10 protein-coding genes and 1 pseudogene are annotated in these 13,687 nt (G+C 65.9%); 4 read left to right on the forward strand and 7 right to left on the reverse strand.

The features are described from left to right. From ACFMO3_RS11530 to pheT, 4 genes and pseudogenes are all read left to right on the forward strand, one after another. Nucleotides 1–720: pseudogene (locus ACFMO3_RS11530) on the forward strand (hypothetical protein); the annotation flags it as partial. Nucleotides 721–1,080: 360 nt separating this feature from the next. Continuing rightward, nucleotides 1,081–2,115, forward strand: a complete 1,035-nt coding sequence (pheS, locus tag ACFMO3_RS11535) for a phenylalanine--tRNA ligase subunit alpha (protein ID WP_376790554.1) — start codon at nucleotides 1,081–1,083, stop codon at nucleotides 2,113–2,115. A gap of 76 nt (nucleotides 2,116–2,191) precedes the next feature. Continuing rightward, nucleotides 2,192–2,356, forward strand: coding sequence for a hypothetical protein (locus ACFMO3_RS11540; RefSeq protein ID WP_376790555.1), 165 nt, complete (start codon nucleotides 2,192–2,194; stop codon nucleotides 2,354–2,356). A 51-nt stretch (nucleotides 2,357–2,407) separates the two neighbouring features. Further along, nucleotides 2,408–4,948: a phenylalanine--tRNA ligase subunit beta gene (pheT, locus tag ACFMO3_RS11545; RefSeq protein WP_376790556.1), complete on the forward strand. Its 2,541-nt coding sequence runs from the start codon at nucleotides 2,408–2,410 to the stop codon at nucleotides 4,946–4,948. Between the two features lie 155 nt (nucleotides 4,949–5,103). Here the strand turns inward: pheT and ACFMO3_RS11550 are convergent, their stop codons facing one another. The 7 genes from ACFMO3_RS11550 to ACFMO3_RS11580 form a co-directional block, all read right to left on the reverse strand. Beyond that, entirely contained in the window at nucleotides 5,104–5,517 is a 414-nt protein-coding gene (locus ACFMO3_RS11550; RefSeq protein WP_376790557.1) for a HesB/IscA family protein, read from the reverse strand. 160 nt (nucleotides 5,518–5,677) lie between these two features. Continuing rightward, nucleotides 5,678–7,687, reverse strand: a complete 2,010-nt coding sequence (locus ACFMO3_RS11555) for a hypothetical protein (protein ID WP_376790558.1) — start codon at nucleotides 7,685–7,687, stop codon at nucleotides 5,678–5,680. 82 nt (nucleotides 7,688–7,769) lie between these two features. Further along, entirely contained in the window at nucleotides 7,770–9,569 is a 1,800-nt protein-coding gene (locus ACFMO3_RS11560) for a DNA repair helicase XPB (RefSeq protein ID WP_376790559.1), read from the reverse strand. 156 nt (nucleotides 9,570–9,725) lie between these two features. After that, a complete protein-coding gene (locus ACFMO3_RS11565) occupies nucleotides 9,726–10,829 on the reverse strand; it encodes a glycosyltransferase family 4 protein (protein WP_376790560.1) in 1,104 nt (367 codons plus the stop codon). A gap of 99 nt (nucleotides 10,830–10,928) precedes the next feature. Then, entirely contained in the window at nucleotides 10,929–11,912 is a 984-nt protein-coding gene (locus tag ACFMO3_RS11570) for an aldo/keto reductase (RefSeq protein ID WP_376790561.1), read from the reverse strand. A gap of 54 nt (nucleotides 11,913–11,966) precedes the next feature. Further along, entirely contained in the window at nucleotides 11,967–12,440 is a 474-nt protein-coding gene (locus ACFMO3_RS11575) for an acyl-CoA thioesterase (protein ID WP_376790562.1), read from the reverse strand. 143 nt (nucleotides 12,441–12,583) lie between these two features. Next, a complete protein-coding gene (locus ACFMO3_RS11580) occupies nucleotides 12,584–13,672 on the reverse strand; it encodes an RIP metalloprotease (protein WP_376790563.1) in 1,089 nt (362 codons plus the stop codon). Between the last annotated feature and the right edge of the window lie 15 nt (nucleotides 13,673–13,687).

Consider the following 13,687-nt stretch of genomic DNA (forward strand, 5'->3'; position numbering starts at 1 on the left):
GCCGAGCTCGCCGAAGCCCAACGCCGCACCGAAGAATCCCTGGCCGCACACCGCGCCGAAACCGACCGCCGCTTCGCCGAGCTCAGCGCCGAAGTCCGAGCCCTGGCCGAAGCCCAACGCCGCACCGAGGAATCCCTGGCCGCCCACCGCGCCGAAACCGAGCGCCGCTTCGCCGAGCTCAGCGCCGAAGTCCGGGCCCTGGCCGAAGCCCAACGCCGCACCGAAGAGATCATCCAGCAGATTCTCCTGCGTCAGGAGCAATTCCAGCGGACCCTGGATCGGTTCGGACAGACGATCGGGGTGACGGTGGAAGGGGAGATGGTGAAAGCGCTGCAACGCTATCTGCGGGAACGCGGCTATGCCCTCCTGGAACCCATCACCACCCTGGCCATCGATCAGGTGGGAGAGCTGGATGGGGTCGCGCGGGTCCGCGGGCCGGATGGGAACGAAGCGTGGGTGCTCGTCTCTGCGAAAGCCCGTGTCAGCCCCCGCGCGGTTCACGAGTTCGTCGATCTGCTACGGAATACCCGGGTGGTGCAAGCCCTGCAGGCTTACGGCATTCGGGGGAATGTGTTGCCCCTCATCTTCGGCGTGACCCTGGACCGTCGCGCTCTGGAGATCGCCAGGGAGAGCCAGGTGGGCCTTCTATTGCAGGCCCAGGGGGAACTGATCGCCCCCCAAGCCTGGACCCTGGAGACCCCGGAGCCATCTCAATCTTAATAGACCTTCGAACGGCGAAGAAGGGGAGGAGTAGGCCAGAGCGGCGCCGCCAGAGCGGCAGGGTCGCAGGCTGAGAGCCCTGCTCGGTGACCGCCGGCTGAAGTTCGCCCCGGAGCCGGAGCGGCGAACCGGAGGGGGATTTCCCGGCCTCCGCAGTAGTCGCTCCCGGAGGGCCCGCCGTTACCTGGGCTGCCCATGGGGAGGTGGAGCCATGGGCCGATGAGGGGGCCTGGGCCGGATGCGCCCAGGCCAAGCAGGGTGGTACCGCGGGGGATCCCACGCCCTCGTCCCTGGTAGGGATGAGGGCGTGATTGTTTCATGAAGACCTGCTTTCATCCTTCCCAGGAGGAAAGATGGGGAATGATCACCTCGGAGGAGCTGGAGCGCTTACAGGAGGAGGCGTTGCGGGCCCTGGAGGCGCTGGATACCGAAGAGGCGCTCCGGGCCTGGTATGCCGGTTATCTGGGGCGGCGAAGCCGGCTGATGGAGACGTTCGCCATGCTAGGGACATTGCCGAAAGACCAACGGCCGATCATCGGACGCAAGGCCAACGAAGTGAAAGAAGCCCTCGAGGCGGCCTATGCGGCCCGCTTGGAAGCGATCCGCCAGGCCGCGCTGCGCCGGGAGCTGGAGGCCCCGCCCCTGGATGTGACCTTGCCCGGCCGACCGGTCCGCGCGGGCCGGCTTCACCCGGCCACTCAGACCCTACGGGAAATTGTGGCCATCTTCGCCGAGATGGGATTCCAGGTCTTCACCAGCCGGGATGTGGAGACCGACGAATACAATTTCCAGCTGCTCAACATCCCGCCTCATCACCCGGCCCGGGATATGTGGAGCACCTTCTACACGGACCGGGAGGGGGTGATCCTGCGCACCCATACCTCACCAGGCCAGATCCACGCCATGCGGGCCTTCTGCCCGGAGCCGGTGCGGGTGATCCTGCCCGGGATGTGTTACCGCTACGAGCAGATCACCGCTCGCTCCGAGATCATGTTCCACCAGGTCGAAGGGCTGGCAATCGGCGAGCGGGTGACCATGACCGATCTGAAGGGCACCCTGGCGGATTTCGCCCGCCGGATGTTTGGGACGGATCGCCGGATCCGTTTCCGCCCCTCTTATTTCCCCTTCACAGAGCCCAGCGTGGAGGTGGACATCGATTGCATCCTATGCGAGGGGCTCGGCTGTCGGGTGTGCAAGTTCACAGGGTGGCTGGAGATCGCTGGAGCCGGGATGGTGCACCCGGTAGTGCTGGAGAACGGGGGATATGATCCCCGGCGCTTCACCGGCTTCGCCTTCGGCATGGGGCCGCAGCGCATTACCATGCTGAAACATCGCATCGACGACATTCGATATTTCTGGGCCAACGACCTGCGTTTCTTAGAGCAATTCGGATGAAGATCTATCGGGTTTCCCCGGAGGAAAAAGAACAGATCGCCAGGCTCCTGGCCACAGCTCTGGCCCGGGGAGCCTGATGGGGTCTTCACTTGAGGCAGAGACCTTTCGGGACATCGATGTGGCGGTCTTCCTGGATCCGCTGCCGATGGCCATCTGGTGCCACGAGAGCGAGCTGACGGACCGGCTGGGAAAGGCCCTACATCGGGGGGCTTCAGGTTCCCTATCTTGGGAACGCCTCTAACAGGCGCTTCGCCTCGTGCTCGACCACAAATGGATGCGGGAGGGACGCGTGATGCGGGTTCCGTTGCGCTGGTTGCAGGAATACGTGAAGGTGGAGCTCCCGCCGGAGGAGCTGGCGGAACGGTTGACCATGGCCGGCCTGGAGGTGACCGCCATCGAGCGGTTCGGGATCCCCGGCGCCCCCCTGGAATGGGATCGGGAGCGGATCGTTGTGGGCCAGATCCTTCGGGTGGAGCGCCATCCGAACGCTGACCGCCTGCTCCTGGCCACCGTGGATTACGGCCGGAGGGAACCGAAGGTGGTGGTCACCGGCGCTCCGAACCTCTTCCCCTTCATGGAGCGCCCCCCGGAGCGGCCGCTGAAGGTGGCCTTCGCCCTGGAGGGGGCGACGCTTTACGATGGCCATCAGCCCGGCTGGGTGAAGATGACCCTTCAGGGCCGGGCGATCCGAGGGATCTACTCGGATGCAATGGTATGCTCAGAGAAGGAGCTAGGGATCTCGGAGGACCACGAGGGGATCATCCTGCTGGACCCAGAGGCGCCGGTAGGGATGCCTCTGGCGGATTACATGGGCGACGCCGTGCTGGACATCGATCTCACTCCCAACCTGGCTCACGCCTTCTCGATGATCGGGATCGCCCGTGAGGTGGCCGCCCTCACCGGCCGACGCCTCCGATATCCCTCCACCGTGGTGAAGGCCCTGGGCCCGGCCGTCCGCCGTCTCATGGAGATCCGGATTGAGGATCCTCAGGGCTGTCCGCGCTATTCCGCGATGGTGATCCAGGACATCCGGGTCGGTCCTTCCCCCTACTGGATGCAATGGCGTCTGCGGCTGTGCGGGCTCCGCCCGATCAACAACATTGTGGATATCACCAACTACGTGATGCTGGAATGGGGCCAGCCGCTCCACGCCTTCGATTACGACCGGCTGGTGGAGCGCGCCAGCGGCCGCCCGCCCACGATCATCGTCCGCCGCGCCCGACCCGGCGAGCGCATCCGCACGCTGGATGGAGTGGATCGAACCCTCGATCCCGAGGATCTGCTGATCTGCGATGAGGCCGGGCCCATTGCGATCGCCGGCGTGATGGGCGGGGCCGAGACGGAGGTCACGGAAGCCACCCGGGCCGTCCTTCTGGAATCAGCGAACTTCGATTTCGTCTCCATCCGCCGCACCGCCGCCCGCCACCGGCTGCCTAGCGAGGCCAGCGCCCGCTTCGGCCGGGGGATCCACCCGGCCCTCACCATCCCGGCCGCTCAGCGGGCAGCCGCCTTCATGCAGCGGCTGGCGGGGGGCCTCGTGGCCCGGGGGATCGCTGATGCCTATGTGCGAAAAGCCCGGCGTGTGGTGATCCCGCTCTCCGTCGAAGCGGTGGAGCGGGTCCTGGGCTTCTCGATCCCCCCCCGGCAGATCGAGCGGATCCTCCGCTCCCTGGAATTCCAGATGGAGCCGATCGCGCCCTCCCGCCGTCGGGGCCGCCGCCCATCGCCGCCGACGGCCTGGCGGGTGACCGTGCCGGATCACCGGCTGGATTGCAATCGGCCGGAGGACCTTGTCGAGGAGATCGCCCGGATCTGGGGCTATGATCGGATCCCGGAGACGCGTCTGCGGGATCCCCTGCCGCCCCAGCGGGGGAACCCCGCCTGGGCCTTCGAGGAGCGGGTGCGGGACATCCTGGTCGCCTGCGGGCTCCAGGAGGTGATCACCTATTCCCTGATCCATCCCGAGGATGAAGCCCGCCTAACCCCACCCGGCGTCGCGAATCCTTACACCGCTCTGGAGTATCTCCGTCTGATCAACCCGATCAGCGAGGAGCGCACGGTACTCCGCCATACTCTGCTGCCGGGCCTGTTGCGCATCCTGGCTGCCAACCTGCGGTTCCGGGAGCGGGTGGCTCTCTTTGAGGTGGGGAAAGTCTTCCTCCCGATCCCGGGTGCCGCGTTGCCGGAGGAGCCGCGGCGAGTGGGCCTGGCCCTCACCGGCCCCCGGGATCCGGTTTCATGGCTGACGGTGGATCGCGCGCCCATGGATTTCTTCGACCTGAAGGGGATTGTGGAGACCCTGCTGGAGCGGCTTCACATCCCGGAGGTCGTGTTCGAGCGTGTGGAACATCCGACGCTTCATCCAGGCCGTGGAGCTGAAGTAATGGCAAGGGGGCGCCCCATCGGGATCCTGGGAGAATTGCATCCGCTGGTGCGTCGGATGTGGGAGCTGCCCGATCAACCCGTGCTGGTGGCCGAGCTGGATTTGGAGGCCCTCCAGGCGCTGACGCCGCTGGCTCACGCCTTTGAGGCGGTGCCCCGAGTGCCTCCTGTGGTCGAGGATCTCGCCTTCATCGTTCCAGAGAGCGTGCCAGCGGCCGCCCTGGCTGCTGTGCTCCGGGAGGCCGGCGCCCCCCTGGTGCGCGAGGTGCGCCTCTTCGATGTCTATCAGGGCGCTCCCATCCCGCCCGACCACCGGAGCCTGGCATTCACTGTGGTCTACCAGGCCGAGGACCGCACCCTCACGGATCGCGAAGTCGCCGCGTTGCGGGAACGGCTGATCCGAGCGGCAGCGGAGCGGCTGGGAGCTGTGATTCGGCAACGAGAGGGATGAAGCGGGGAAGGACCGCGAGGGCTACGGGGAGCGCCTTCGGCGCCCCTGTAGCCCTTAAAATCAAAGAACAACCCCGCCCCCCGAATCCGAGACAAACTGGTGTCTGCTTTGGGCAGCCTACTGGGAAAGCGGCTGCTCCCCGAGATCCGGCGCTCTTAATGGCAACGGCATCCGCCACCAGAGGGAGCAGCACCGCCCTGGGTGCGGAAAGAGTGGCCGCATCCACAGGTCGCGATCGCATTGGGATTGTGGATCTGGAAACCGCCCCCCATCAGGGCGTCCACATAGTCGATGGTGGAGCCCCACAGATACATCGCGCTGATGGGGTCCACCAGGATGCGGATCCCGTGGCTTTCGATTTGATAATCCTCGGCCTCCGGCTCGGCTTCGAACCCCATTCCATACTGAAGGCCCGCGCATCCCCCACCGGCGACAAACACCCGGAGGAAATACCCCTCCAGCTTTTTCTCGGCCATGATCTGCTGCAGCCTCCGGGCTGCCCCCTCCGTCAGGGCCACCACCGGGGCCTCCACCTGGCTCCTCTCTTCCTGCGTGAGCTCTTCCGCCATCGGACGCCTCCTGAGATTCGTCTCCAAACCCCGCCACTGGGGAAGGGCAAAAGATGTGGGCAAAGCCCTCAGCGGAAAATCCCATCTTGATTTATGATACCACACCCAATCATATAGGTATCCACGCCGGGCCGGTGACCCTGGCGCCTCCTCTGAGGATTCAATCCCGCACCATGGTGGGGTAGTATCCCCGATCCCGCATCTCCTTCCACAGACGCTCCAGGGCAGACTCCTCCAGGATGACCAAGTTAGGCGCCAGCCAACCCAAGATGGCGGACCCCAAGGAGGTGGCTGTGAGAAGCTCCTGCAGAAGGAGCGGATCTCCGGTCTCCAGGAGGGTGACGTTCTCGAACACCTGCACCCGGCTAAGACGCGCCCATGCCTCCTGGAGCGCCTGACGCAGCGTGGGGGTGGGCGACAGGCCTGAAGCCTCGAAGAGGGCCAGGATCTCCTCCGGTCGATATCCCTCCCGAAGCAGCCCCTCGATCCGCACTTCATCCAGCGTGAACACGAAGGGGGAGCCCGTCGGACGGCCCAGGCGGCTGGAGAGCCCGAGCAGACGGGCAGACTCTGGCCCCGGCCGCACCGACCAGGTCCGCTCATCCAGCCATCGGGTCTCGGGCAGGGAGACCCCCTCCAGCGCCCCTTCCGCGAGCGGGGCGCCCGCATCGGTTTCCCCTCGGACCCAGCGGCGGCCGCGCGGCGTCAGACGGAACGCCCGGAGCGCATCGCCTTCATAGGCGAGGGCCACTGCTCCCAGCCAGAACAGCGATCCCTCAAGGTAGGCCCGCACATGCTCAGCGAGCGGGAGCGGCTCCTGAACCGGGTGGCCACGGACCAGCCGCCAGGGCCGGTCGAGAGAGGGGCCCGCGAATCCCGGCGGCTGCACCGCCTCCAGCGCCCGCGCCACATCGGTCCAATCCACCCATTCGTCCGGCAGCCCACCCAGTAGGCGGATCAGGACCTGCCGGCCCAGCCCCCATTCGTAATAGAGCTGCTCCATTCCCCCGATCCAGCCGATAGACCGCAACAGGCGAACCGTTGGATCCCAGCGCTGAAGCCAGAGGATTTCAAACAGAGTAGCGCCGCTCTGCCACAGCCTCCACAGCTGATCCATGATCTCCGCATCGTCGGCCTCCCTCAGGGCCGGTGAGGCGGGGAAGATCTCCCCCAGCGGGGCGCCGGAAAGCCGCCCCATGGCCTCCACCAGGAACGCCGCGCCTTCCCATGGCAACCCGATCCGTTCCATCACTGCCTCAACTGTCTCAGAGGCCAGCCCGCTCACCGGCACCGTGATCCACTCGTAGGGGGGAGGGCCCCACGGATGGCGGGCGAGGAGAGCCTCTACTTCCTCCGGATCATGAGGCCATCCCCACAACCATGGGAACATCCTCGCCCGGGGATGCACGCGGAGGGGGATCCCGAACCGCTGAGGGAACAGCCCGCGACAGGCTTCCCGCAGCAGCGGGGCGATCGGGGGCGCCGCCACAATCCGATCCGGTGGGAAACCGCGATAAACCGTGATCGGGAACACGGGGGCCGGGAGCGCGGAGATCTCCAGGGCGGCGACGAGATGCGCATGGGGACGCGGCCGTGTCTCATGGCCCAGGACGCAGGGGATCAGCAACCCCTTCCGGATCGCCCGGTTCCAGATCTGCCGGAACACCCGGCGTTCCCCACCTGTCCAGCGGATCCACCGCGTTTCGAGATCCTCCAGATCCACCCGTTCGGCTCCCAGCAAACGGATCAGACCTAAGAGGCCCTCCAGCTCCGGATCCAGCTCCTCCCGCCACAGCCCCAGCCGGAAATAAAGGAAAAGCCGAGCGGCCAGCCGGCGCACCCGCTCCGGCTTGCGCCCGCGGGGAAGGGGCCATCCCCGAAGGCGGGCCAGGCGGAGCAGCTCCACCGTCGTCCGCTGTTCCAGCTGGGCTTCCAGCCGCCGCAGATCTTCCAGACCCTCCGCCGGGGCGGGCCCGATATCCAGCAGCAGGGCCAGCCAGGCTGCCACCTCATGGGCGCATGGTTTGCTGCCACGACATCCACAGCCCCGCTCCCGCAGCGTCTCCAGACGGATCTCCCCTCCGGGGCAGGGTCGCCGCCATTTCATTTCCCGGGGAACGCCCGTGGGGGTCTTCGATCGAGATGGCGGGAAAACCGTCGCGAAGAGCACGTCTCCATCTCCGGAGCGCCAGTGGATCCGGCCGGAGGACCACAGGCGGAATGCCTCTATCAGGAGCGAGCGGGGGAATCCATCAAGCCAGCGATCCATGACCATTGGAGGAAGGCCCTCGTCCATCGGAGCGGGAGCCCGGCAGGGAACGATACCAGACCGGCACATCCGCGACAGCAGGGTGATAAGCAGGCAATTCCTCCGCCTCAAGGATCTCATATCGATAGCCCCGCTCCGTGAGAAACAACTGGCGCCGGGCGGCATAATCCTGCTCCACCGTATCCCGGCTCACCAGGGTGTAGAAGTGCGCTAGGACCCCATTGCGCTTGGGGCGAAGGATCCGGCCCAAACGCTGGGCCTCTTCCTGTCGTGATCCGAAAGTCCCCGAAACCTGGATGAGCACGTTAGCGTCCGGGAGATCGATCGCGAAATTGCCCACCCGCGAGACCACCAGGCGGCGGATCTCCCCCCGACGCAGCTGGTCGAAGAGCCGCTCCCGCTCGACCACCGGTGTGCGGCCGGTGATCAGCGGGGAGCGGATTGCCCGGGCGATCCGCTCCAGCTGCTCCAGATAATGGCCGATGATCAGCACGGTATCGTCCAGATGCTTTTCCAGCAACTGACGGACCACAGGCTCCTTGGCCCGATTGGTGGCCGCGAGGCGATACCGCTCGCTTTCTTCCGCCGCGGCGTATCGAAGCCGATCCTCCGGCCCCATCGGAACACGGACCTCATGGCATTCCACGGCAGCGATCCAGCCCCGTGCCTCCAACTCCCGCCATGGCGCCTCGTAACGCTTGGGGCCGATCATGGCGAACACCTCCCGCTCCAGGCCATCCTCCCGCACCAGCGTGGCGGTTAACCCCAGACGTCGCCGGGCCTGGAGCTGCGCTGTGATGCGGAAGACTGGCGCGGGCAGCAGATGGACCTCATCGTAGATGATCAGCCCCCAGTCCAGGGCGTTGAACAGGCGGAAATGGGGGAACTGGCGGAGAAGGTCCTCCTCGAAATCCCGTCGGGGACGGTGGGTGAGGATCTGGTAGGTGGCCACTGTCACCGGACGGATCTGCTTCCGGTGGCCGGTGTATTCCCCGATTTGATCCGGGCTCAGATCGGTTTTATCCAGGATCTCAGCGATCCACTGGCGGGCGGCCACCGTGCTGGTGGCGATGATCAGCGTGGCCGTTTGCAACCGGGCCATCACCCCCAGGCCCACCATCGTTTTCCCGGCCCCGCAGGGAAGCAGAACCACCCCACTCCCCGCCTGGAGGAAAGCTTCAACGGCCTCCTCCTGGTAAGGCCGCAGGCGGAACGGCTCGCCCGTCGACCGGGAGGCCGGGCGCAGGCGTAGATCCAAGCGCGCCCCCTCGATGTATCCGGCCGCATCCTCTACCGGGTAACCCAGATAAAGGAGCGCTTGCTTCAGATGTCCGCGGGCCCGGGGCTCCACCTCCACCCGATCCCGGATCGGGCCTCCCGGGGCCGTCCGGAGGAAGGGAGCGACCACGGATTGATCGACGGCCCAGGCCAGGAGCGCCGGATCATCGGCGACCAGCCAGAGCCGGCCGTTCTCCATCTCCAGACGAAACCGTCCGTAGCGAGCCATCCATTCCCGGATCTCCTGGCGGAGCGTCTCGGGGACATGGCCGCCGCTGAACCGTTCGAGCCCGGCCAGGATCTCCTCCGCCGTGAGGCCCAGGGCGGCCGCGTTCCATACCGAGAGGGGGGTCATTCGATAGACATGGATCGACCCGGCGCTTCGCTCCAAATCCGCAAAGCAGGCCAGGACATCCCGGGCCTGCTCATACTCCGGGTGCCGGGTTTCCAGCCAGATCGTTCGATCGGTCTGGATTGTAATCGGGAAAGCGAGGCGGATCGCCATGGGTCGCACCGGCAAGAGATCAGGCTATTTATTTTCACCCACCTCCAGGGCCTTCGCAAGGCCTTCCATGGAAGGCAGCCGGAATCAAACGAAGCGCGGCCCTCCAGGCAACCCGCTCCGCCCCCAGCGCCAGCATGGACCACGCATCCCTGGCTTTCAGGGTCGATGGACAACCGCTCGATACACCGCTACCGTATCTGCGGCGATCCGCTGATGGGTGAACCGCTCCAGGACCCGCTGCCGGCCCTTCTCCCGCAGGGACTGGTAGAGCGAGGGGTCTTCCATCAGACGCCGGAGGGCTTCCCGCAAAGCGTCCTCCTGATCTTCCGGGAACACCAGCCCAGCCTCCCCGATCACCCAAGGGATCTCCCCGGCGGAGGAGCCGATGACCGGAACGCCGCATGCCATCGCCTCGATCAGCACCCGGCCGAACTGCTCCGTCCAGTTCCGCCGGGTTCGGGAGGGAAGCACCAGCACATCCAGGCTCCGATAGACCTCCGGCATACGCGTGGAGGGCAATGGAGGCTCAAAGGAGACGCGTCCGGAGAGCCCCAGGCGTTCCGCCAGCCGGCGCAGGGCCGGCCCTGCCGGGCCGCTCCCGATGATCCGCATCTGCCAGCCTCCGGCCAGCCCTGCGGCCGCCCGGAGCAGGAGATCGATCCCCTTCTCGGGAACCCACCGGCCCACGTAGCCGATGGTGAAAGGCCGGGGCGGCCGCTCCGCCACCGGCGAGAATAACTCCGGATCCACCCCCACCTGGGGGATCACCGCCAGAGGCCCTGCGTATCCCTTGGCCCGCCAGACCCGGGCGGCCGTCTCGCTGCCCACAATCGCCGCGTCGGCGGATCGGAGGACCTCCCGTTCCCACCAGCGGAAGGGCAGCGGATAGCGACGGAGGAGGTTCTGCCAGGAGAAAAAGATCACTCGGATCCCCATCCGTTTCGCGACCCGGACGGCATGCCAGGTCGCCAGGTTATAGGGCTCCTCCTCGATGTGCAGGAGATCTGGCCGCAGGGCGCGCAGGCGTCGGCTCAGGTGGGGATAGAAGTGCAGGTGGAAGTGCCCGTTGAGAGCAATGGGCTCCACCAGCAGGGTATAGCCCCGGGTGTGCGCCCGCTCGAGGGGAAGCATCCCTCGTTCATCCCGCCAGGCGGGAGGGACGAGCACGATAAGCTCGATATCCTCGTGGCGGGCGATCTCCTCCGCTTTGCGTTGATAGGCCCCCACGACCAGAGCTTTGGAGAGCAAGACCACCCGCATGGAGCTCCTTAAGCGCTGCGGGAATCATCTCGCCCGGATCCGCAGGGTTGGTGCCGTTCCGGTTCTCAGCGTCTCCGACCAACGGCTGCCGAATCGTTCTTAATCGTTTTCCTCGTTTTCCCACGCGGTGAGGGCATCCAGGCGCTGTTTTGCCTCCTCTGGAAGGGACCAACCTACCGCGCCGAGGAGTTCCTGCAACTGCTCGACGGTGCTGGCCCCGATGATCGGGCTGGTCACCACCGGGTTGCTCAACACCCAGGCCAGGGCAACCTGAGAAGGCGTTTTGCCGAGCTCACGGGCGATCCGCTTCACCTCCTCCAGGGTTCGCCATGCCCGCTCGCTCCGGAGGTAACGCGAGAGCCATTCGCTGACTGCCCCTCGACTGCCGGAAGGGGGTGGGGCATCTCGTCGGTATTTCCCGGTGAGGAAGCCGCCCGCCAGCGGGCTGTAGGGAATCACGCCCAGGCCTTGATCCCGACATAAAGCCATCAGCTCTCGCTCGAACTCCGCCCGGTGGAGCAGGTTATAATGCGGCTGCAGGCTATCGAAGCGCGCCCATCCATGCCGATCACTGATCCACAGCGCCTTGCAGAGCAGCCACGCCGGGAAGTTCGAGGCCCCGATGTAGCGCACCTTCCCCTGCCGCACCAGATCATCCAGCGCCCGAAGGGTCTCCTCAAGGGGCGTCTCCTCATCGGGCCAGTGAACCTGATAAAGATCGATGTAATCGGTCCCCAGGCGGCGGAGACTCCCTTCCACCGCTTCCATAATGTGCTTTCGGGAGAGCCCCTGGTCGTTCGGGCCCGGGCCCATCGGCCCACGCACCTTCGTGGCGATGACCAAGGCCTCGCGCCGCTGCCCCTTCAGCCAGCGGCCGATGATCTCTTCGGTACGCCCGGCCCATGCCCCTGGAGCCCAATACGGATAGATGTCGGCCGTATCGATGAAATGGATGCCCGCGTCCACCGCGGCGGAGAGGATCCGATGGGCCGTGGGCTCATCCGCCGTCCAGCCGAAGGTCATGGTTCCCAGGCAGAGAACGGAGACCTTGAGACCAGTTCGTCCCAGGGTGCGATATTCCATGGTGTGTCCTCCGGAGAACGGATTGTCATGGCGCTCGCAGCGCCCCGTCCGCCCTCACCTCACTTCCTCCACCTGAACGCGCTGATCCCCAAAGGAGGCCGATTGAGGACCCCGAGCCAGCATGGATCGCCAGATCTCCGGGATCACCGTGACCCGGCCGTTGCGATCGAGACAGACATGCCGGGTCCAGCCCGTGGCCAGGCGCTCCCCGGTATCGGCATTGTAAACGGCGTAGCGGAAGGTGATGGCGCGGCTGCGGACCTCCTCCACCCACGTGCGCACCGTGACGCGATCGCCGTAGCGGGCGGGAGCCTCATAACGGGCGTGCGCTTCCGTCACCGCGAACAAGGCCCCGCTGCGCTCGATATCCGCATAGTCGGCCCCGCAGGCGCGCATATACTGGCTTCGCCCTTCCTCAAACCAGACCAGATAGGCACTATGATGCACGATACCCATCTGGTCGGTTTCGGCATAGCGCACGTAAAACGTCGTCGCCACAACCGGTCGATTCTTGGATATTCCCGACATGAGCCGATTCCGCCTTCTGAAAAGGGTTCCGTGGGTCTTCCTCTCCCCGAATCCCAAAGGGATGTCTGGTGCAACAGCTGCCCCGGCCATCCGGACGGGGTTCGGTGGCCTCCACTGCCCGCGGGCGAGGCCAGGGCGGCCGCTTACGAGCCAGCTGGCCGCAAAAGCTCGCCAGCCTCTCGCACAGTGAGGAAAACCAGAAGCGCGATCAGAAGGAAGAAGCCGATCAGATGGACAACCCGCTCCCGCTGCGGATCCACCCGTCGGCCCCGCACCGCTTCCACCAGGACGAACAGGATCCGTCCACCATCCAAGGCGGGGATCGGCAGGAGATTGGTGAACGCGAGGGCCAGGCTGATCAAAGCTATGAAGGTCAGGAACACATCCGGCGAGCCCACCTCCACGCTGGTTTGAAGCACCTTGCCAGCCTCCGCCCCAATTCGAATCGGGCCCGCTGGCTGAAGCACGCTGGGGGGGACGAGTCCCAGCACGATGCGGGCCGGCAGGCTGAAGAGCTGACCAGTCAGCATGGCGAACATCGCCGTGCCCCGGGCGATCGCCCCGGAAACGCCGAAGCGCTGAATCCGCTGGTAATCCGGCACGGTGGCGATAATAACCCCCATCGCGCCCTGACCGGGAGGCGGATCCGGCCGCACATACACGGAGACCTCCCGCTCCACGCCGTTGCGACGGATCCGCAGGATCACGGTTTGTCCCCGGCGCTCCTGGGCCAGCCTCCGCACCTCCTCGGTCGTGAAGACCGGAATCCCCTCTAGGGCGATGAGGAAATCGCCCGATCGAAGCCCGGCTCGGGCCGCGGGCGAATCCGCAGCGACACCCTGGATCTGCACTCGGGAAGCAGGAACCCCGAGCAGGAAGACCAGGATCAGCACCCCCCAGGCGACCAGCATATTCATCAACGGGCCCGCCGCCAGGATCAGCAGCCGCCACGGCCACGGCCGGGCGGCGAACCCGTCTGGAATCTCCGGATCTTCTTCCCCGCGTAGCCGCACGAAGCCCCCAAAGGGGATCGCGTTGAGGGACAGAACCGTCTCTCCCCAGCGGCCCATGGTCACCAGGCGCGGAGGGAAACCGAAACCGAACTCCTCGACCGCAACCCCACCCAGCTTGGCGGTCAGCAGATGTCCCAGCTCATGGAAAAAAATCAAAGGACCCAAAACCAGCAGGAATCCCAGGATTCCCCAGGGCACTCCGATCATTGGCTCGCTCATGGTTCCTCCAAAGGG

The sequence above is a fragment of the Thermoflexus sp. genome (genome assembly GCF_042408815.1).
Taxonomy (GTDB): domain Bacteria; phylum Chloroflexota; class Anaerolineae; order Thermoflexales; family Thermoflexaceae; genus Thermoflexus.

Coding starts and splice junctions, on each gene's coding strand:
- ACFMO3_RS11540 (WP_376790555.1), top strand. CDS start 2,192: ATGGGGTCTTCACTTGAGGCAGAGACCTTTCGGGACATCGATGTGGCG.
- ACFMO3_RS11580 (WP_376790563.1), bottom strand. CDS start 13,672: ATGAGCGAGCCAATGATCGGAGTGCCCTGGGGAATCCTGGGATTCCTG.
- ACFMO3_RS11575 (WP_376790562.1), bottom strand. CDS start 12,440: ATGTCGGGAATATCCAAGAATCGACCGGTTGTGGCGACGACGTTTTAC.
- ACFMO3_RS11550 (WP_376790557.1), bottom strand. CDS start 5,517: ATGGCGGAAGAGCTCACGCAGGAAGAGAGGAGCCAGGTGGAGGCCCCG.
- ACFMO3_RS11560 (WP_376790559.1), bottom strand. CDS start 9,569: ATGGCGATCCGCCTCGCTTTCCCGATTACAATCCAGACCGATCGAACG.
- ACFMO3_RS11570 (WP_376790561.1), bottom strand. CDS start 11,912: ATGGAATATCGCACCCTGGGACGAACTGGTCTCAAGGTCTCCGTTCTC.
- pheS (WP_376790554.1), top strand. CDS start 1,081: ATGATCACCTCGGAGGAGCTGGAGCGCTTACAGGAGGAGGCGTTGCGG.
- ACFMO3_RS11565 (WP_376790560.1), bottom strand. CDS start 10,829: ATGCGGGTGGTCTTGCTCTCCAAAGCTCTGGTCGTGGGGGCCTATCAA.
- pheT (WP_376790556.1), top strand. CDS start 2,408: ATGCGGGTTCCGTTGCGCTGGTTGCAGGAATACGTGAAGGTGGAGCTC.